Here is a 19,618-nt window from a genome sequence, read left to right as displayed (position 1 = left end):
CGGACGAAGTCCGCGTGGCGAAACGCCTGTAGCCCGAACCCCGGCACAGCCGCCGGACACGGCTCCGGCAAGACGCGAAGAAAGCAAACCACCTCACAGCCGAAGCCTGTGGCCGACCAGCGGCGATCGGCCTTGCCCTGGCTTCGAGGATGCATCCGGGGCCACTGTAAACCGCAGCCGGAGCGAGCCCGGCCTCTTCGCAGACACCGGCCCACCGACGCAATCCGGAAGCCCCTTCGCGTTCCGCCGCCTTTGAAGAGCGCTTTTGCCTACTTTTGTCGCGACTGACAAAAGTAGGTCGCCAGAAAGCGGACGAAGTCCGCGTGGCGAAACGCCTGTAGCCCGAATCCCGGCACAGCCGCCGGACACGACTCCGGCAAGACGCGAAGAAAGCAAGCCACCTCTCAGCCGAAGCTTGTGGCCGACCAGCAACAGATCGGCCTGGCCCCGGCTTCTGGGTTGCATCCGGGGCCACTGTACCCCGCCGCCGGAGCGAGCCAGGGCGCGGGCCGAACACCGGCCCACCGTCGCTGCCCCGAAAGCCACTGCCCGTTCCGCCGCCTGTAAGAGCGCTTCTGCCTACTTTTGTCGCGACTGACAAAAACAGGTCGCCAGAAAGCGGACGAAGTCCGCGTGGCGAAACGCCTGTAGCCAGAACCCCGGCACAGCCGCCGGACACGGCTCCGGCAAGACGCCAGGAAAAGGAACCCTGCTCACGGCCGATGCACCTCCGCTTGATTCACATTAAGGATCACCGCGGTCCGATGCGTGAAACTCGTGTTCGAATTCTCACGGGACAGCCGCGATGGACATCGTTCGCGTGATCTTCGCCATCCTGTTGCCGCCGCTCGGCGTGTTTCTGCAGGTCGGAATCGGTGCGCAGTTCTGGATCAATATCCTGCTGACGCTATTGGGCTACATCCCGGGAATCGTTCATGCCGTCTGGATCATCGCGAAGCGGTGAACGGGACGGAGGCGCACTGTGCCGTCTTCTGCGTGCCCGTATCCGGCGGACGTCATTTCGAACCCATCGAGGACCGAGGAACATGGATATCTATCAGAAGCTGAAACGTGAGCACGACGACCACCGCGAGTTGATGCGGAGGATTGCCGATACGACCGGTGAAACCGATGAGCGCAAACGCTTGTTCGGCCTGCTGGTCCAGGACGTCGAGTCGCATGCCGCTGCCGAGGAACAGACGCTGTACTCGGAGTTGATCGAGGCGACCGAAGGTCAGCCGCAGACGCGTCACAGCGTCGCCGAGCACAAGCAGTCGAGCGATTACCTCGACGAGCTCCGGAAGACCGATATGAGCAGTCCGGCCTGGCTGGCGACGTTCAAGAAGTTCCGAGAGGCCCTGGAGCACCACATGCGTGAAGAAGAACAGCAGGTCTTCGGGCTTTCCGAGGAGCTGATCGACGATGAGCGGGCCGCCGAGCTCGGCGTCAAGTTCGACGGACGCAAGCAGGTCGAGCAGCGCCGCTTCCGGCAGTGAGCCCGGCGGAATGGTCGCCGGTCGGGGTGCAGAAGTGACTTCCGGGTCAGGCGCTGTTCAGGGTTCTTCCGGATAATCGATGCCACGATTCCAATTCCGGGAGGTGTTCGATGAACAAGCCGTTGAGCCGTCTGCTGATCGCGGCGCTGGTGCCGGTCGTGCTGTCCGGTTGCGTGGTGGCGATCGGTGCCGATGAGGTCGATCGACGCGACAAGTGGGCCGAGATCGAGCGCGAGAACCGGGATGCGATCACGTCGCTCGATCCGGGCATGGCGCGTGCCGAGGTCGAAGCGCGGATGCCGCATCCGCCGGCCCTGAGCGAGGCGTTCACGATCGAGGATTCCGTCTATACGGTGCTGTTCTATCGCACCCAGCGGGTCGACGGTGATGGACGGACCACGCGTGATGAGACCACGCCGCTGATCTTCCGCAACGGCGTGCTCGATGCCTGGGGCGAGTCGGCGTTCGTGCAGCTGACCGGCATGCCGCTGTCCGGGGGGCGCTGAGCCGGCTCGTGGCGCGCCTCGCCGAGGTTCGGCCAATTACTGGAAACGCCTACGTGGAACGTGCTTTCGGTCGGAGAAGGCTCGTTGCAGGGCCTCCGCCTCGTTCGGGCAGGCTCGTTCGGCCTGACCGAATCGCGCTGGTCCAAGTCGAGCCGGAGCCCTTGCACACGATGCGTTTCGCCCGCGCAGGCCTGTTCGGAGGCTCTTCAGGGTTTCTCGGGCCGGTCCGTCGGCCCGTATCCCCTGTCCGGCCGGTGCGATCCAGCCGGGCACCGGCGAGACGGAATGGCTGGATACCGATCTGTGTCGTTTCATCAACCCGCGCGGGCTACGAGGGCGAGGCGCCGAACTGATCGGGCGGCGGTCGAGGGCAGGGGTCAGGCGACGGTGTGTCGGAACCACTTCACGCGGCGCTCCAAGCCCCGGGACGTGCGCCCGATGTAGATGAACTCCAGCCCGGGGCGGTGCCAGGCGGCGCGGCGAAACCGGCGGCCGAAGGCCGGGTTCTCGAGTTCGAGGTAGACCCCGCCGGGGGTCGTCTCGGGGCGCGCCCGGCTGTGCGCCTCGAGGACGGCGACGGCGCGCTTGAGCAGCCGCAGCAGGATCATGCCGCCGCGATACGGCGGTGCGACGAAGGTCCGGTAGTAGTACAGGTCGTGGCCCAGGTCGGGAACCCGGATCGGCATCGCGGTGCACACTCCGGCGATCTCGCTCCCGCTGCGCGCCACCCCGACGACCTGGTCGACGCGCTGCCTGGCTGCGGCCTCGTCGCGCAGCGCGCCGTGGTGGTGCCAGAACGCGACGATTTCGTCGCGGCCGGTCTCGTCCAGGCGCATCCAGGTGGTCTGATACAGAAACTCCGACATGACGGTTGGTGCCCGGGCGTCCTGGCGGTATGGTAGCGCGAGTGGCAGGGCACACTCGCGACCAGGGACGGAAAGGACACGATGACCGAACGATCGAACGACGGCACGCCGACGCCGGAGCAGCAGGCGCGCAAACGGAAGGCCGAGGCCGAGCAGGCGCGGCGCGACGCGCTGGCCAAGCGGATTCGCGAGAACCCCAGTGACGCACTGAAGAGCGAATTTTCCGCCAGCTTCCTGACCCTGCTCGACAAGGGCCGGCTCACGGTCGCGGTGTCGACCTACCAGGCCGGCCAGGTCGTGCTGCTGCGCGCCGACGAAGGCAGCCTGAACACCCATTTCTGCTCGTTCAATCGTCCGATGGGGATCGCTGCGAAGGACAACCGGCTGGTCATCGGCACCAACAACGAGGTGTTCGAGTTCCGCAACACGCCGGCGGTGGCACCGAAGGTCGAGCCGAAGGGACGTCACGATGGCTGCTTCATTCCCCGCTCGGTGCACTACACCGGCAACATCGACATCCACGAGCTGGACTTCGCCGGCGACGAGTTGTGGATCGTCAATACACGCTTTTCCTGTCTGTGCACGCTCGATCTCGACCACAGCTTCGTGCCGCGTTGGCGGCCGCCGTGGGTCTCGGCCTACGCGATCGAGGATCGCTGCCACCTGAACGGGTTGTGCGTGGTCGACGGCCGGCCGCGCTACGTGACCGCGCTCGGGCAGACCGACACGCCCGGCGGTTGGCGGGCCGACAAGAACGCCGGCGGGCTGCTCTACGACATGGTCCGCGACAAGGTGCTGGTCGATGGCCTGTCGATGCCGCATTCGCCGCGCTGGTACCGGGGCCGCGTCTGGTTCCTCGAGTCCGGCTACGGCGCGCTGTCGTGGTACGACCCGAAGACGCATCGCTCCGAACGCCTGGCCCGGATGCCGGGCTTCACGCGCGGCCTGGACTTCGTCGACAAGTACGCGCTGGTCGGCCTGTCGCAGGTCCGCGAGACCAATACCTTCGAAGGCATTCCGATCACCGAGGATGGCTCGGAGCGTCGCAGCGGGGTCTGGATCGTCGACCTCGATACCGGCCAGACGGTCGGCCTGCTGCGATTCAGCGACGCGGTCGAGGAGATCTTCGCCGTCAAGGTGCTGCCCGGGTTGACCTTCCCGACGCTGCTCGAGCCCGGCCACCCGCTGATCGGCAGCTCCTACGTGCTGCCGGACGAGGCGCTGAAGGAAGTCGCCCAGCCGGCCGCCTGACCGGAAACCGGCCGAGCCGGTCGGTGCCGCCGACCCTGTCGCTCCCGATCCCCCGGTGAAAAAAAGGCCCGCGCCGTACAACGACGCGGGCCCGAATCGCCATGCGATCCTGCGGGGCGTGATCAGAACACCACGGTCACGCTGCTCGAGCAGACGTTGCTGCCGGCTTCGCAGACCTGGTAGGTCAGCGAGCCGCCGCCGTTGAACGAGGTGGCGTCGGTGAAGGCGCCATCGTTCGCGGTGCTGCTCAGCAGACTGCCGTCACGGTAGATATCGACGCTGGAGCTGGTCGCACCGGACCAGGTCAGGTCGGCATGCCAGCGGCCGCGGACCTTGTAGCCAGTCGCATCGAGTGTCACGCCGCCGCCGGTGGCGGCCTGGACGGTCACGGTCTGTGAATCCGTGCCGGTGTCGGTGCCGTCGCTGACCGTCAGCGTGACCGTGTAGCTTCCGTCCGCGCCGTAGGTGTGGTTGGCCGTCGCGCCCGTTGCCGAGCTGCCGTCTCCGAAGGTCCAGCTGTAGCTCAGCGCATCGCCGTCGGCATCGCTGGAGCCGGAGCCGTCGAACGAGCAGCTCAGCTCCGTGCAGTCGGCCGTGAAGCTCGCCATCGGTGCGGTGTTGCCGACGCTGGCCGAAACGGTCACGGTCTGCGATGCGGCGTCGCTGTCGGTGCCGTCGCTGACCGTCAGCGTGACGGTGTAGGCGCCGTCCCCGGCGTAGCTGTGGCCGACCGTGGCGCCGGTTGCGGAACCGCCGTCGCCGAAGCTCCAGCTGTAGCTCAGCGCATCGCCGTCGGCGTCGCTGGAGCCGGTGCCGTCGAACGAGCAGCTCAGCTCGGCGCACGAGAACGTGAACGTGGCCGTCGGCGCGGTGTTGCCGCCGCCACCGCCACCACCACCGCCGCCGGTGAGGAAGTCGAGCGCGGCCTGGGCCTGGACCAGGCCGAAGCCGTAGAAGTCGTCACGGCCGGGTGCGCCGAGGTCTTCGGCCGTGGCCGTCAGCGCGTCCCGGATCTGGGCGGCGGTCCAGGACGTGTTGTGCGTCCAGACCAGGGCCGCGACGCCGGCGACGTGCGGCGTGGCCATCGACGTACCGTTGTACGACTCGTAGCCGTTGGCCGGCGCGGTCGACTGGGTCGAAACGGTGGTCGACGCCCCGGCGCTGTCCAGCAGCGACTGGCCGTCGGCCTGGCTCATCGTGACCGCCGGAATGCTGTTGCAGGCGCGCCAGGACGGCCCGTTGCACTCGACCAGGGCGCCGAAGCCGCCGGCGACGTTGTTGTAGATGATCGCGGCAATCCCGCCGGAGGCCTCGACGTTGTTGACCTTGTCGGAAAACGAGATCGCGCCGCGCTCGCACAGCACGACCTGGCCGGACCATGCGCTGTCGGTCCCGTCGCAGAGTCCGCCGTTGGTGGCCAGAGGACCGGTCACGGTCGTGATCGCGGTGCGGTCGATCGGCAGCACCGAGAAGGTGGTGCCGGCCACGTCGACGATGGCGCCGATGTTGGGCACGGTGCTGACGGTGTCGACACCCGGCGCGGCGATCTCGACCGATGGGTTGTACTGCGAGAAGCTCGCGACCGTCCTGGTGCTGTCGATCGCGGCCACCGACATTACCGCCGGATAGCTGGCCGGGTAACTCGACGTGCTGTTGCCGTCGTTGCCGGCCGCGGCGATCGACAGGATGTTGGCGTCGAGCAGGTTCTGGAAGGCTTGCTCTTCGGCCGACGTCGGGGCGCCGCCGCCGAGGCTCATGTTGATGACATCGGCACCGGCCTGGGCGCACAGGTTGGCCGCAGCGGCGATGTCGGAACTGTAGCTGTAGCCGCACGAGCCCGAGGTCCAGTTGTCGTCGCCGAAGACCTTGACGATGTGCAGGTCGAGGCTGCCGTCGCCGACCACGCCGACCACGCCGGTGCCGTTGCCGCCCAGGGCCGCGACCGTTCCGGCGACGTGGGTGCCGTGGCCGCAGCTGTCGATGAACGGGTTGCCGGCGCCGTCACCGGTCACCCCCGCGGTCTGCAGGTCCTCATGGTCGATGTGGTAACCCGAATCGATGATGCAGACGGTGCGCTTGCCATTGCCCGGCTGGAGACCGCCGGCACCGGCCTGGACCATCGGGATGCCGAACGGCACCGACTCGGCCATCGGGTAGCGGCGCACGTCCTCTTCGATGAACGCGACGTTCGGATTGTTCCGCAGTCCGTTCAGGGCCGCTTCCGGGATCTCGATGGCGACGGCGTTGATGCCGGCCGGCGTCAGGTCGCGCTTGAGTTGTCCGCCGGCGTTCTGTGCCGCGGCGATCCCGGCCGAGGACTGGCCCGGGTTGAAGTGGACGATCCAGCGATCGTCTTCTGCAAGGGCGGAGCCGGCGAAGGCCAGGCCGATGGCGCCGCACAACGCGGCTACGGAGTTCGTGAAGTTACTCATCGGGAAGGAATTCCTCTTGTGTCTACGGGGAAGTGAGCGTGATCGCGCCGGCACGCACGGTGTGGCTCTCCCTGGGTGCGTGTCGGGCGATATGGATCTCACGAATCCGGCACGTCGAATCGACGGCAGGTCGGGTCATGCCCGTGAATGGCACGTGAAATCCATCGTCGGAGCATGACTTCCGGCAGGGGTGCGTGTCAACCCGGGCCGCGGGGGTGCGTGCCGTATCGGGTCGAGCGCAGCGAGTGAATCCGAATCGATGGATCCGCCGGCTTCGGTCAGTCGTCGAGTGCGACCGCCACGTGGGCCAGCAGGTCGTGGATGGTCCTGTAGTCGACCTGGCCGGTCTCGATCAGGATCCGCTCCTCCGGAGTCGAGCAGATGATTTCGCCCATGGTCTCGAAGGCGCCGATGACCCCGCCCAGGCCTTCGCCGCGCGACCGCCTGCGATGGCGCGGCACGAAGTACAGGTCGATCCGCTCGACGTCCTCGGCGCAGGTCGCCATCAGGTTGGCGGTGGCGTCGGCGGCCGCGCCGGCGTGGGCCTGCCACTCGGCCAGCCAGGGGCGCGCCCGGGCCAGCACCTCGGCGTGGGTGCCGCGCCAATGGGCGAAGTCCATCGGATACAGCCCGCGCGCGACCGCGCCCTCGCGGTGGCGGTCGGCGGCGCGCTCGATCGGCATCGGGCCCAGGCCGGGTGTCCGTGGCAGGGCGTGGTAGTGCAGGTGCGCCTCGATCGACGCCCCGGCACCGACGCCGTTGTAGAACAGGATCCAGCCCGGCAGGCGATGCGCGAACTCCAGCAGGTCCTCGACCAGCGTTGCAAGATCGATGCCGCCTTCCTGCCAGTGCTGCGGCTGGTGCTCGTCCGTGGCCAGGATCGCGTGGCCGACGGCCAGCGGAAACGGGTTCATCCAGGCGGTGTACGGCATCGACGCGCCGTCGATCGGGTAGCCGATTTCCCGTCCCTGCTGCTGCCAGGCGATGTTTTCGGCGCACAGGAAGCAGCGGTCGTGCACCGGCACCACGCCTTCGGGCGGCTGCTGGATGCCGGCACCGGCGAAGCGCCGCGCGCGGGCCGGATTGAACTGGGTCGAGAAACGGGCGCCGCTGCCGTCAGGCGCGCGGAAGGTGTGCCGAACGACTTCGCTGAGGTCGTCTCGAATGAAGCCGACCTCGACCTGGTGACGGCGCAGCGCCTCGAGCGCGGCACCGAGACCGTGCTCGCGTTCCAGTCCGCGCAGACGCTTGTCGAGCCGGAGCGGGACGCCGCGGTCGTCGGTGGCGGGGGTGCTGGGCATGCGTTGCTGCGATCACGCGGGGTTTCGCTAGTATAGGGCCACCACCGATCAAGGTTCCGTGCATGCAGGGCGACCGAATCGTCATCGAAACGCATCACCGCTCGGCGGCCGAGGCCATCGACCGCTGGCTGGTCGACCGCGGCTGGCCGGGCACACGCCGGCCGGTGATCACTGTCGCCGGTGAGTCCGGCAGCGGTAAATCCGAGACGGCGGCGGCATTGGCCGCGTGTCTGGAAGCCCGCGGCCACCGCCCGTTCGTGTTCCAGCAGGACGACTACTTCCGTCTCCCGCCGAAGAGCAACGACCGCCGCCGCCGCGAGGGTATCGACTGGGTCGGACCGGGCGAAGTCCGGCTCGACCGGCTGGATGCCGATCTCGACGCCTTCCGGGCCGGCGTCGTCGATCGGCCCAAGCCGCTGGTCCGCTACGCCGAGGACCGGGTCGACGAAGAGCGCGTGGACCTGTCGGGCTACGACGTGGCGATTGCCGAGGGCACCTACACGTCGCTGCTGAACGCCGATGTCCGCGTGTTCATCGACCGGGACTGGCAGCAGACCCGGGCACACCGCGAGAAGCGCCGCCGGGATGCATCCGAACTGGATCCGTTCATCGACCGTGTGCTCGAGATCGAACACACGATCATCGCCTCGCACAGGTCGCGCGCCGATCTGGTCATCGATTCCGAGTACAACGTCCATCCGGCCGGAGGCGAATCATGAAGATCGCGTTCCTCAATCCGCAGGGCAACTTCGACCGCGACGATTCCTACCTGACCGAGCATCCCGATTTCGGTGGCCAGCTGGTCTATGTCAAGGAAGTCGCGCTGGCCCTCGGGCGCCTGGGCGTCGAGGTCGACGTGATCACCCGTCGCATCGACGACCCGGACTGGCCGGGCTTTGCCGCGCCGCTGGACGACTTCGGCGAGCAGGCCGACCGGGTCCGGATCGTCCGGCTGGACTTCGGTGGCCCGCAGTTCCTGCCCAAGGAGACGCTGTGGCCGCATCTCCCGGTCTTCGTCGATGCGATCCGTGGCTTCTACGGCGAACGGATGATCGACTATGCGACCGCCCACTATGCCGACGGCGGCTGGGCCGGGGTGTTGCTGAAGCAAGGCGCCGGCGTGCCGTTCACCTTCACCGGCCACTCGCTGGGCGCGCAGAAGATCGACAAGCTGGGGGTCGATGCGGGCAATCTGGACGCGATGGACGCCCGCTACCGGTTTTCGCGCCGGATCGAGGCCGAGCGCCGGGCCATGCGGGGTGCCGATACGGTGATCACCTCGACCGATGCCGAACGTCGCGAGCAGTATGCCCACCCGCTCTACCACGGCGCGATCGATCCGGCCGACGATGCGCGCTTCGACGTGATTCCGCCGGGCGTGAACGAGCGGATCTTCCACGCCGATGCCGACGGCGACGACCCGGGCTTCGCCGCCACGCTGGCGGCGAGCGCGCCGGCCGACGCGCCCTGCGTGGTGGTTTCCAGCCGCCTGGATCCGAAGAAGAACGTCGGCGGCCTCGTCGAGGCCTGGGTCGCCGAGCCGGCCCTGCACCGGCGTGCCAGGCTGGCCCTGTTCGTCCGCGGTGCCGCCGATCCCTTCGCCGACGATGCGGCGCTCGGCGCCGGTGAGCGCGCCGAGCTGGCGCCGATCCGCGACCGCGTGCTCGCCGCCGGACTGCGCGATCGCGTGCTGTTCGTCGACGCCCGCTCGCAGCGACAACTGGCGACCGCCTACCGCCATTTCGCCCGGGCGGGCTCGGTGTTCGCGCTGCCGTCGCTGTTCGAACCGTTCGGGCTGGCGCCGATCGAGGCGGCGGCCTGCGGGCTGGCCGTGGCGGCCACCGGCAACGGTGGTCCGAGCGAAATCTTCGCCGACGGCTCCGGCGTCCTGTTCGACCCGGCCGATCCGGCCGATATCGCGCGCGGGCTGATCGAGGCGCTGGACCGGCAGGTCGAACTGGCTCCGGCCGGCCGCGAGCGGGTCCGGGCGCGATATACCTGGCGGCGCACTGCGGAACGCTACCTGGGCCGGATCGAAGCCAATCTGGCCACGCCGCCGCACCGGACAGTCGATGCCGGCAGCGAGCTCGATGCGCTCGAGCGCCTGACTGCCTGGGTGGCCCGGGCGCGCTGAGCTCCGTCCACCGGCGGGTGCTCAGGTTTCGCGAACGGTCCGCGTATCGTTCTGGCGCAGCAGGTAACCGTGGTCCTGGCCGAGCATCGCCCGGTTGACCACCACCACGCCGCCTTCGGTGACGTGGAAGCGCTCAGCGTCGGCCGCCGGATCTTCGCCGATCACGGTGCCCTCGGGCACCTGGCAGCCGTTGTCGAGCAGCACGTTGCTCAGTCGGCAGCTGCGGCCGATGCGGCAGCCGGGCAGGGCGAGCACCCGGTCGAGTCGACAGTGCTTGTTGACCTCGACATCATTGAACAGCAGTGACTCCTCCAGTCGGCTGTCGGCCACCCGGCAGCCGTTGGACACGATGCAGTCGCGCACGTGCACCCCGCCCTCGGGGCCGTGATCGGTAAAGCGCGCCGGCGGACTCTGCTGCAGGTTGGTGAAGATCGGCCAGTGCGGATCGTGGAGATCCAGCGGCGGATCGTCGCCGACCAGTTCGAGGTTGGCCCGGTAGAACGAGTCGACGGTGCCCACGTCGCGCCAGTACGGGCGGCCGGGAGCGGCCCGGTCGAGCGGGAACGCGAACACCCGGTCGCCGTCGCGCACCGCAGTGGGCAGGATGTCCTTGCCGAAGTCGTGGCTGCTCTTCGGGTTCTGCGCATCGACCTGGAGCGTTCGGTGCAGGTAGTCCTTGCCGAACACGTACAGGCCCATGCTGACCAGCGCATGCTCGGGGTCGCCGGGCAGGGGCTTCGGCCGGTCCGGTTTTTCCTCGAAGCCGACGACGCGATCGCGCTCGTCGACTTCCATGATGCCGAATTCCGACGCCTCGGCGATCGGCACGATATCGCAGCCGACGGTGACGTCGGCCCCGCTCTCGACGTGTGCGGCGAGCATTTCGCCGTAATCCATGCGGTAGACATGATCGCCGGCCAGCACCAGCACGTAGGTCTGGTGCCGGGCGTCGATGATGTCGAGGCTCTGGTAGATCGCGTCGGCGGTGCCGAGGTACCAGGACTCGTCTTCCAGCCATTGCTGGGCCGGCAGAATGTCGAGGAACTCGCCGTAGTCGTTGTTCAGCGTGTTCCAGCCTTCCATCAGGTGCCGGATCAGCATGTGCGACTTGTACTGGGTCAGCACACCGATCTTCCGGATGCCGGAGTTCAGGCAGTTCGACAGCGCGAAGTCGATGATGCGGAACTTGCCGCCGAACGGGACCGCCGGCTTGGCGCGCCAGTCGGTGAGCATTTCCAGCCGGCTACCGCGGCCTCCGGCCAGGATCAGCGCCTGGGTCTGTCGGGTGAGGCGGCTGACGAAACGGGCGGATTTCATGGTGCGTCCCCGAGCGTGTCCACCGTCATTAGACCAGATCGGCGACGGCCGCGGGTCGGCGCCGATCGGCCCTGTTCGAGAGGATGATCCGATGCGCGTGCCATGACCTCCGGCACAAGCCTGCTTCACGACCATCGGCTATCTTCGCCCACGCTTGCGGCCGGTCCGGGCCGCTGCACGTCATCGTTCTGGAGTTCCCCCATGCACAAGACGCTTCTCGCCGCCGCGGTCCTGGTCGGGCTGACCGGCTGCACCTCGGAGCCCGCGCCGCTGCCGGCGCCCGAATCCACCGCGGCACCCTCGTCCGAAGTGGTGACCGCGCCTGCCGCGGAGTCGACCGCCGCCGCGCGCATCGGCGACTGGGGCATCGACATCGCGCAGGTCAGCGATCGCGTTGCCGCCGGCGACGATTTCTTCGCCTACGTCAACCAGGGCTGGCTGGACAGCAACGAGATTCCTGCCGGTTTCTCCCGCTTCGGTGCCTTCACCGAGCTGTCGCTGGCCTCCGAAGAGCGGGTCGCCGCGATCATTTCCGAGGCCGCCGACGCCGACGCCGAACCCGGCTCGCCGCTGCAGCAGATCGCTGCGATGCACGGCGCCTTCATGAACACCGAGCGGATCGAGGCGCTGGGCCTGGAGCCGATTCGCGCCGAGCTCGATGCGCTGCTTGCGCTCGACAGCCACGACGAGGTGGCACGCTGGATGGCGCGCAACGGCACCGGGTCGATCATCGGCGCCTTCGTGACGCTGGATTCGGGCAATCCCGAGCGCTACCTGGTCCACCTCGGCCAGAGCGGCCTGGGCCTGCCGGACAAGGACTACTACGAGCGCGAGGACGCGCCGTTTCCCGACCATCGTTCGGCCTACGTCGATTACATCGCGGCCACCTTCGAGCGCGCCGGTATCGACGCACCGCGCGAGCGTGCCGACGCCGTCATGGCGTTGGAGACCGCGATCGCCGATGCCCACTGGACCCGAACCCAGCGGCGCGACCGCGAGGCCAACTACAACCGGATGACCCTCGAGGAGGTCAAGGTCTTCGCGCCGGGCTTCCCATGGGACGTGATGCTGGAGGAGCGTCGGCTCGACGGCATCGAAGAGGTCGTGGTCGGCACCGATACGGCCATCCAGCAGCTGGCCGCGCTGTTTTCGGACACCCCGGTCGAGACCTGGGCCTCCTGGCATGCCTTCCACTGGATCAACAACCATGCCTCGCTCCTGTCGGACGCGTGGGCCGACGCCCGCTTCGCCTTCTACGAGACGCGGCTCGACGGCGTCGAGGAACAGCGGCCCCGCGATCGGCGCGCGATCCAGTTCGTCAGCGCCCGGATGGGCGAGCAGGTCGGGCAGGTCTATGTGGCCCGGCACTTCCCGCCCGAGTCGCGCGAACAGATGCTGGAGCTGGTCGGCTATCTCGGCCGGGCCTTCGGTGAGCGCCTGAACGCGCTGGACTGGATGGACGAGGCGACCCGCACCGAGGCGCTGGCCAAGCTCGAGGCGTTCTCACCGAAGATCGGCTACCCGGATCGCTGGAACGACTTCGGCTCGGTCGAGATCCGGGCCGACGACCTGATCGGCAATGTGGCGCGCCTGGCGGACTGGTACTGGAACGATTCGCTGGCCAAGCTCGACGAGCCGGTCCGCACCTGGGAATGGTTCATGAGCCCGCAGCGGGTCAACGCCTACTACTCCTCGGCGCGCAACGAGATCGTGTTCCCGGCCGGCATCCTGCAGCCGCCGTTCTTCGACCCGAACGCCGATCCGGCGGTGAACTTCGGTGCCATCGGCGGCGTGATCGGTCATGAGATGGGCCACGGCTTCGACGACCAGGGCTCGAAGTCCGACGCCCGGGGCGTGCTGCGCGACTGGTGGACCGCCGAGTCGCGCGCCCGCTTCGAGACGCTCGCCGGCCGGCTGGCCGACCAGTACGACCAGTACGAACCGGTCGAGGGCATGACCATCAACGGCCGCCTGTCGCTGGGCGAGAACATCGGCGACCTCGGCGGCCTGGCGATCGCCTACCACGCGTATCGCATGTACGTCGACGAGCACTTCGGCGGCGAAGCGCCGGTGCTGGACGGCTACACCGGCGATCAGCGCTTCTTCATGGCCTGGGCCCAGGTCTGGCGGAACCTGCAGACCGAGGACTCGCTGCGCTCGCAGCTCGTTCGCGGCCCGCACAGCCCGGCGCCGTACCGGGTCAACGGTATCGTGCGCAACATGGATGCCTGGTACGACGCCTTCGGCGTGACCGAAGGCCACGAACTCTACCTGCTGCCGGAAGAACGCCTGAGCATCTGGTAAGTCGGATCCTCGAGCGCACTCGAAGGCCGCGGCCCCGCCCGCGGCCTTTTCTGTTGTCTTCGTCCGGGCTCGAAGCCGATTTCTGTCGATGATGAGCGCGAAGACGCGCGAAGACAGACGCAGAGGAAACCGAAACGCCCAGGCAACCGATGATCGGGGTTTTCTCGGAACAGGAGACGCTCAAGCTGCTCGAGCAGGGCCATTGCTCGGGAGATGACCGGTGAAACCCGGGATGCGGGGTCATCAGCCCCGGGGCCACGCCGGCCGCATTGCCGTTGCGGTTCCTGTCTCGTGAACGACTCTTCGCGCCTTCACGCTCATCCTCTGAAGGACTGGGCGGGACACCACGGCAACGCCTCGATCAGAAACCGTAGACGCTGAAGCCGCCGTCGACGGGGAGGACCTGGCCGGTGATGTAGCCGGCGCCGGGCATGCACAGGAAGGCGATGGTCGCAGCGACCTCTTCGGGACGGCCGATGCGCTTCAGCGGGGTGCGGGCCAGGACCTCGGCCAGGTAGTCGGGGTCGGACAGGACCTGGCCGGCCAGCGGGGTTTCGATGTACCACGGCGCCACGGCATTGACGCGGATGCCGTCGGCGGCCCACTCGCAGGCCAGGTTGCGGGTCATCTGGTTGATGCCCGCCTTGCTCATCGCATAGGCCACGCCGGTGCGCAGGTGGGTCAGGCCGGCGACCGAGGAGACGTTGACCACGCAGCCGGCGTCGGCGTGGCGCAGCGGGCCGTACAGGGCCCGGGCGAGCTCGAAGGCGCCGAGCAGGTTGGTGCGCAGGACCGACGCCAGGTCGTCGCCGCTCAGCTCGATGGCCGGCTTGCGGATGTTGAAGCCGGCGTTGTTGACCAGGATGTCCAGCGTCTCGGTGGCGTCCTCGAGCCGGGCCACGGCGCGCGCGCGGTCGCTTGCGCTGCCGATGTCGCCGGGCAGGGCATGGGCGCGGTGGCCGCGGGCCCGCAGGTCGGCCACGCGCTCGTCGAGTTCGGCCTCGCTCCTGGCCATCAGCCAGACCTCGGCGCCGCGTTCGGCGAGCAGCTCGGCGGTGGCCCAGCCGATGCCGCGGCCCCCGCCGGTGATCAGTGCGCGGCGATCGTCGAGGCGCCAGAGGGTCTTCAGCGTCGATTCGGGGGTGGTCATGGCGGATCTCCGGGGGTCGGGGCGGGTCGCTTCGCTGTCGGTCGCGACCTCGAACCCGTACAATGGGTGGATCAAAGAACAACAGGTCAGGGTAGACACCCCCATGGTAGACCAGTACTTCAACGACGACGGTCGTGATCCCGAGGACCGCGATCCCGAAGAAACCCGCGAATGGCTGGAATCGCTGGCCGCGGTGATCGACCGCGAGGGTGCCGAGCGCGCCCATTTCCTGCTCGACCGACTGGTCGAACTGGCCAGGCGCTCGGGTGCCCACCTGCCGTTCGACCTGACCACTGCCTACATCAACACCATCGCGCCGGCGCGCGAGCCGTCGATGCCCGGCGACGGCGCGCTGGAGCGCCGGATCCGCTCGATCATCCGCTGGAACGCGATGGCGATGGTCGTGCGCGCGGCGCGCCGCGGCGGTGAACTGGGCGGTCACATCGCCAGCTTCGCTTCGGCCGCGACGCTCTACGACGTGGGGTTCAACCATTTCTTCAAGGGGCCGGACCACCCGGACGGGGCCGACCTGGTCTATGTCCAGGGCCACTCCTCGCCGGGCATCTATGCGCGCGCCTTCCTCGAAGGGCGGCTCGACGAGGCGCAGCTCGACGGTTTCCGCTCCGAGGTCGACGGCAAGGGCCTGAGCTCGTATCCGCATCCGTGGCTGATGCCCGAGTTCTGGCAGCTGCCGACCGTGTCGATGGGCCTGGGCCCGATCATGGCCATCTACCAGGCCCGGTTCCTGAAGTACCTGACCAATCGCGAGCTCACCGACGCGAGCAAGCGTAAAGTGTGGTGCTTCCTGGGCGACGGCGAGACCGATGAGCCCGAGTCGCTGGGCGCGATCTCGCTGGCCGGCCGCGAAAAGCTCGACAACCTGATCTTCGTGGTCAACTGCAACCTGCAGCGGCTCGACGGGCCGGTCAGGGGCAACGGCAAGATCATCCAGGAACTCGAGGGCGTGTTCCGTGGTGCCGGCTGGAACGTCATCAAGGTGATCTGGGGCTCGTACTGGGATCCGCTGCTGGCCCGCGACACCAAGGGCCTGCTGCGCCGACGCATGGAAGAGGCGCTCGACGGCGACTACCAGAAGTACAAGGCGATGGACGGCGGCTATGTCCGCGACCACTTCTTCGGCGCCTACGACGAGCTCAAGGAAATGGTCGCCGACATGAGCGACGAGGACATCTGGCGCCTGAACCGCGGCGGTCACGACCCGTACAAGATCCACGCCGCCTATCACGCCGCAACCCACCACGAAGGCGCGCCGACGGTGATCCTGGCCAAGACCATCAAGGGCTACGGGCTCGGCAAGTCGGGCGAGGGCATGAACATCTCGCACCAGCAGAAGAAGCTCGACGACGAGGGCGTGAAGTACTTCCGCGACCGGTTCAACGTGCCGGTGCGTGACGAGCAGCTGGCCGAGGTGCCGTACTACCACCCGGGGCCGGACTCCGAGGAAGTTCGCTACATGAAGGCGCGGCGCGAGACGCTCGGCGGCTTCCTGCCGCAGCGCCGGGTCGAGGCGCCGTTGCTGGAGATTCCCCGGCTCGATGCGTTCGAGACCGTGCTCAAGGGGTCCGGCGACCGCGAGATCTCGACCACCATGGCCTTCGTCCGGGTGCTGGCGGTGCTGCTTCGCGACAACAACATCAAGAAGAACATCGTGCCGATCATCTGCGACGAGGCGCGCACCTTCGGCATGGAAGGGCTGTTCCGGCAGATCGGCATCTACGCACCGTTCGGTCAGCTCTACGAGCCGGTCGACTCCGACCAGCTGGCCTTCTACAAGGAAGACAGAGCCGGTCAGGTGCTGCAGGAAGGCATCACCGAAGCCGGCTCGATGAGCTCCTGGATCGCCGCGGCGACCAGCTATGCCTCGAACGGCCTGCCGATGATCCCGTTCTACACCTTCTATTCGATGTTCGGCTTCCAGCGCATCGGTGACCTGGCCTGGGCCGCCGGCGACATGCGCGCGCGCGGCTTCCTGATCGGCGGCACTTCGGGTCGCACCACGCTGAACGGCGAGGGCCTGCAGCACGAGGACGGCCACAGCCACGTGCTGGCCGGCACGATCCCGAACTGCGTGACCTACGATCCGAGTTTCGGCTATGAACTGGCGGTGATCATCCAGGACGGCCTGCGCCGGATGTACGGCGAGCACGAGGATGTCTACTACTACATCACCACGCTGAACGAGAATTACCGTCATCCGGCCATGCCGGAAGGCTGCGAAGACGGCATCCGCAAGGGCATGTACCTGCTGAAGGACTCGGGCTTCGAGCCCGGCGAGTCCGAGCGCCGCGCCGTGGTCCAGCTGATGGGATCCGGCGCGATCCTCAACGAGGTGATCGCCGCGGCCGACATCCTGGCCGAGCAGTTCAGGGTCGCCAGCGACATCTGGTCGGTGACCAGCTTCAACGAGCTGCGCAAGGAAGCCGTGGCGGTCAACCGCCGCAACCGGCTGCGCCCGGAGGAGCAGCCCGAGGTGCCCTACATCAGTGGGCTGCTGATGAAGCGCAACGGGCCGGTGGTGGCTGCCACCGACTACATCCGGGCCTACGCCGACCAGGTCCGCGCGTTCATTCCGCACCGCGACTACCTGGTCCTGGGCACCGACGGCTTCGGCCGCTCCGACACCCGCGAGAACCTGCGCAGGTTCTTCGAGGTCGACCGCCATCACATCGCCTATGCCGCGCTGGCCGGCTTGTACCAGCGCGAAGAGATCAGCCGCTCCGAACTCTTCGCCGCCCGTGACAAGCTGGGCATCGACCCCGAAAAGCCGCTGCCGACCTCGGTCTGAACTGCGGGAAACCGCAGAGTGCGCAGATTTCACTGATTCTGGAGGACGAACGACGCTGTGCAGCAGATTGGAAACGGGTCCGCAGACTGTCCGAAACGCCGACGACGGCGTGGACCAGCGTGCTTCAGTGAACTTCATTCTGCGTAATCTGCGAAATCTGCGGTTCCAGCGTTCGAGGCAAGGAACAAAATGAGCAAACGAATCGAAATTCGCGTTCCCGATATCGGCGACTTCGAGAAGGTGCCGGTCATCGAGGTGCTGGTGGCCGAGGGCGACACGATCGAGGCCGAGCAGTCGCTGGTCACGCTGGAGTCCGACAAGGCGACGATGGAGGTGCCGGCGCCTGCGTCGGGCCGACTGGTGACGCTGACGGTGTCCGAAGGCGATGAAGTATCCGAGGGCGACGTGATCGGCGAACTGGAGGTGACCGACGACAACGGCGAGTCCGGGGACGACGGATCGGGCGCCGCCGATGGAAGCGCCGGCGACTCGCCGGAGTCCGGCGCGGCGTCGGACGAATCGCCCGATGAATCGCCGGATGAATCGCCGGATGAATCGGCCGGTGGCACGTCCGGTACGTCGTCCGGCGGCGCGTCCGAGGACGAGGAGGTCGACATCCGCGTGCCCGACATCGGCGACTTCGACAAGGTGCCGGTGATCGAGGTGCTGGTGGCCGAAGGCGACGCGGTCGAGGCCGAGCAGTCGCTGCTGACGCTGGAGTCCGACAAGGCCACGATGGACATCCCGGCCCCGCAGAGCGGCACGCTGGTGTCGCTGGCGGTGCAGGTCGGCGACGAGGTCTCCGAAGGCGACGTCATCGGCCGGATGAAGACGGCCGCGCGCGGTTCGGCCGACGGGGCCGAGGACGACGCCGCCTCGTCGGGCCAGCGCGATGCCGCGCCGGCTCCGGCGCCCGCCCCGGCCGCCCCGAGGGACGGCGGCGACGACGCGGGCGACCTGAAGGCCCCGCCGGTGCCGTTCGCCGAGATGGGCCGCGACCCGTCGAGCATCCCGCACGCCTCGCCGGCGGTGCGCAAGCTTGCGCGCGAGCTGGGCGTGGATCTTGCCGGTGTGAACGGCAGCGGCGCGCACGGCCGGATCACCGAGACCGACCTGAAGCAGCACGTCAAGTCCGCGATGCAGAGCGGCGGGCGTGCCCGCGCGGCGGCGCCCGGCGGCGGCCTGGCCGTGGCCGAATCGCCGAAGGTCGATTTCTCGAAGTTCGGCGAGGTCGAGGAAAAGCCGCTGTCGCGGATCCAGAAGATCTCGGGGCCGAACCTGCACCGCAACTGGGTGACCATCCCGCACGTCACGCAGTTCGACGAGGCCGACATCACCGAGATGGACGCCTTCCGCAAGGCCAGCAAGGCCGACGCCGAGGCCGCCGGCACGAAGATGACCCCGCTGGTGTTCCTGATCAAGGCGGTGGTCGCGGCGCTGAAGGAATATCCGAAGTTCAATACCTCGCTCGGCGCCGACGGCGAGTCGCTGGTCTGGAAGAAGTACTTCCACGTCGGGGTGGCGGTGGACACGCCGAATGGGCTGATGGTGCCGGTGATTCGCGACGCGGATCGCAAGAGCCTGCTCGACCTGGCCCACGACCTGACCGAGCTGTCGGACAAGGCGCGCGACGGCAAGCTGTCGCGCGACGAGATGACCGGCGGCTGCTTTTCGATCTCCAGCCTCGGCGGCATCGGTGGAACCGCGTTCACGCCGATCATCAATGCGCCGGAAGTCGCGATCCTCGGGGTGTCGAAGGCCGAAACGAAGCCGGTCTGGACCGGCGAGGCCTTCGAGCCGCGCCTGATGCTGCCGCTGTCGCTGTCCTACGACCACCGCGTCATCGACGGCGCCGACGCCGCGCGCTTCACGCAGTACCTGGCCCACGTCCTCGGCGACATCCGCCGGATGATGCTTTGAATCGAACCGCAAACACTGCAACCGCAGATTACGCAGATTGCGCAGAGTGAAGAAAATCGGTTGTCCGTTGGCGCCGCCCCTGTTGATCCGGAAGCGCCAATCCTGGTCAAGCGGCCTGGTTCGAGCCTCGGCGAG

Annotated in this window: 14 protein-coding genes; 9 read left to right on the top strand and 5 right to left on the bottom strand. The window is 67.8% G+C overall.

Annotated features, from left to right (window positions below; translation table 11 throughout):
• Positions 1-805: 805 nt before the first annotated feature.
• The 3 genes from HFP89_RS15385 (at position 806) to HFP89_RS15375 (ending at position 2,002) form a co-directional block, all read left to right on the top strand.
• A complete protein-coding gene (locus HFP89_RS15385) occupies positions 806-964 on the top strand; it encodes a YqaE/Pmp3 family membrane protein (protein ID WP_168718562.1) in 159 nt (52 codons plus the stop codon).
• A gap of 82 nt (positions 965-1,046) precedes the next feature.
• On the top strand, positions 1,047-1,496 hold the full coding sequence (locus HFP89_RS15380) for a hemerythrin domain-containing protein (RefSeq protein WP_168718561.1): 450 nt from the start codon (positions 1,047-1,049) through the stop codon (positions 1,494-1,496).
• Between the two features lie 110 nt (positions 1,497-1,606).
• A complete protein-coding gene (locus HFP89_RS15375) occupies positions 1,607-2,002 on the top strand; it encodes a DUF3192 domain-containing protein (RefSeq protein ID WP_168718560.1) in 396 nt (131 codons plus the stop codon).
• 377 nt (positions 2,003-2,379) lie between these two features.
• Here the strand turns inward: HFP89_RS15375 and HFP89_RS15370 are convergent, their stop codons facing one another.
• Positions 2,380-2,868 carry a hypothetical protein gene (locus HFP89_RS15370; protein WP_168718559.1) on the bottom strand — a complete coding sequence of 163 codons (489 nt, stop codon included), beginning with the start codon at positions 2,866-2,868 and terminating at the stop codon, positions 2,380-2,382.
• An 81-nt stretch (positions 2,869-2,949) separates the two neighbouring features.
• On the opposite strand from HFP89_RS15370, the gene HFP89_RS15365 reads away from it, so the two are divergent.
• Positions 2,950-4,119, top strand: a complete 1,170-nt coding sequence (locus HFP89_RS15365) for a TIGR03032 family protein (protein ID WP_168718558.1) — start codon at positions 2,950-2,952, stop codon at positions 4,117-4,119.
• Positions 4,120-4,241: 122 nt separating this feature from the next.
• On the opposite strand, the gene HFP89_RS15360 is transcribed toward HFP89_RS15365, so the two are convergent.
• A complete protein-coding gene (locus HFP89_RS15360; RefSeq protein WP_168718557.1) occupies positions 4,242-6,551 on the bottom strand; it encodes a S8 family serine peptidase in 2,310 nt (769 codons plus the stop codon).
• A gap of 278 nt (positions 6,552-6,829) precedes the next feature.
• Positions 6,830-7,852, bottom strand: a complete 1,023-nt coding sequence (locus HFP89_RS15355) for a DUF4922 domain-containing protein (protein WP_168718556.1) — start codon at positions 7,850-7,852, stop codon at positions 6,830-6,832.
• 62 nt (positions 7,853-7,914) lie between these two features.
• Between HFP89_RS15355 and HFP89_RS15350 the strand changes: the two genes are divergently transcribed.
• Together HFP89_RS15350 and HFP89_RS15345 are read left to right on the top strand one after the other, a co-directional pair.
• Entirely contained in the window at positions 7,915-8,571 is a 657-nt protein-coding gene (locus HFP89_RS15350; RefSeq protein WP_168718555.1) for a hypothetical protein, read from the top strand.
• Complete coding sequence (locus tag HFP89_RS15345; RefSeq protein ID WP_168718554.1) at positions 8,568-9,986, top strand: glycosyltransferase; 1,419 nt, start codon at positions 8,568-8,570, stop codon at positions 9,984-9,986. The genes HFP89_RS15350 and HFP89_RS15345 overlap by 4 nt, the downstream gene beginning before the upstream one ends.
• Positions 9,987-10,007: 21 nt before the next feature.
• Here the strand turns inward: HFP89_RS15345 and glgC are convergent, their stop codons facing one another.
• Positions 10,008-11,303: a glucose-1-phosphate adenylyltransferase gene (gene glgC, locus HFP89_RS15340; protein WP_168718553.1), complete on the bottom strand. Its 1,296-nt coding sequence runs from the start codon at positions 11,301-11,303 to the stop codon at positions 10,008-10,010.
• Between the two features lie 201 nt (positions 11,304-11,504).
• Between glgC and HFP89_RS15335 the strand changes: the two genes are divergently transcribed.
• Positions 11,505-13,607, top strand: a complete 2,103-nt coding sequence (locus HFP89_RS15335) for a M13 family metallopeptidase (RefSeq protein WP_168718552.1) — start codon at positions 11,505-11,507, stop codon at positions 13,605-13,607.
• 361 nt (positions 13,608-13,968) lie between these two features.
• On the opposite strand, the gene HFP89_RS15330 is transcribed toward HFP89_RS15335, so the two are convergent.
• The gene (locus tag HFP89_RS15330; RefSeq protein ID WP_168718551.1) at positions 13,969-14,757 is read right to left on the bottom strand and encodes an SDR family oxidoreductase; all 789 of its coding nucleotides are present in this window, start codon (positions 14,755-14,757) and stop codon (positions 13,969-13,971) included.
• A gap of 103 nt (positions 14,758-14,860) precedes the next feature.
• Here HFP89_RS15330 and aceE point away from each other — a divergent pair, with 103 nt between their 5' ends.
• Together aceE and aceF are read left to right on the top strand one after the other, a co-directional pair.
• On the top strand, positions 14,861-17,563 hold the full coding sequence (aceE, locus tag HFP89_RS15325) for a pyruvate dehydrogenase (acetyl-transferring), homodimeric type (protein ID WP_168718550.1): 2,703 nt from the start codon (positions 14,861-14,863) through the stop codon (positions 17,561-17,563).
• A 189-nt stretch (positions 17,564-17,752) separates the two neighbouring features.
• Positions 17,753-19,483, top strand: coding sequence for a dihydrolipoyllysine-residue acetyltransferase (gene aceF, locus HFP89_RS15320; protein ID WP_168718549.1), 1,731 nt, complete (start codon positions 17,753-17,755; stop codon positions 19,481-19,483).
• Positions 19,484-19,618 lie beyond the last annotated feature (135 nt).

It is taken from the genome of Wenzhouxiangella sp. XN79A (genome assembly GCF_012272825.1).
Lineage (GTDB): Bacteria > Pseudomonadota > Gammaproteobacteria > Xanthomonadales > Wenzhouxiangellaceae.
This window is presented reverse-complemented; position numbering and strand designations above follow the sequence as displayed.

Coding starts and splice junctions, on each gene's coding strand:
- HFP89_RS15385 (WP_168718562.1), top strand. CDS start 806: ATGGACATCGTTCGCGTGATCTTCGCCATCCTGTTGCCGCCGCTCGGC.
- HFP89_RS15380 (WP_168718561.1), top strand. CDS start 1,047: ATGGATATCTATCAGAAGCTGAAACGTGAGCACGACGACCACCGCGAG.
- HFP89_RS15375 (WP_168718560.1), top strand. CDS start 1,607: ATGAACAAGCCGTTGAGCCGTCTGCTGATCGCGGCGCTGGTGCCGGTC.
- HFP89_RS15370 (WP_168718559.1), bottom strand. CDS start 2,868: ATGTCGGAGTTTCTGTATCAGACCACCTGGATGCGCCTGGACGAGACC.
- HFP89_RS15365 (WP_168718558.1), top strand. CDS start 2,950: ATGACCGAACGATCGAACGACGGCACGCCGACGCCGGAGCAGCAGGCG.
- HFP89_RS15360 (WP_168718557.1), bottom strand. CDS start 6,551: ATGAGTAACTTCACGAACTCCGTAGCCGCGTTGTGCGGCGCCATCGGC.
- HFP89_RS15355 (WP_168718556.1), bottom strand. CDS start 7,852: ATGCCCAGCACCCCCGCCACCGACGACCGCGGCGTCCCGCTCCGGCTC.
- HFP89_RS15350 (WP_168718555.1), top strand. CDS start 7,915: ATGCAGGGCGACCGAATCGTCATCGAAACGCATCACCGCTCGGCGGCC.
- HFP89_RS15345 (WP_168718554.1), top strand. CDS start 8,568: ATGAAGATCGCGTTCCTCAATCCGCAGGGCAACTTCGACCGCGACGAT.
- glgC (WP_168718553.1), bottom strand. CDS start 11,303: ATGAAATCCGCCCGTTTCGTCAGCCGCCTCACCCGACAGACCCAGGCG.
- HFP89_RS15335 (WP_168718552.1), top strand. CDS start 11,505: ATGCACAAGACGCTTCTCGCCGCCGCGGTCCTGGTCGGGCTGACCGGC.
- HFP89_RS15330 (WP_168718551.1), bottom strand. CDS start 14,757: ATGACCACCCCCGAATCGACGCTGAAGACCCTCTGGCGCCTCGACGAT.
- aceE (WP_168718550.1), top strand. CDS start 14,861: ATGGTAGACCAGTACTTCAACGACGACGGTCGTGATCCCGAGGACCGC.
- aceF (WP_168718549.1), top strand. CDS start 17,753: ATGAGCAAACGAATCGAAATTCGCGTTCCCGATATCGGCGACTTCGAG.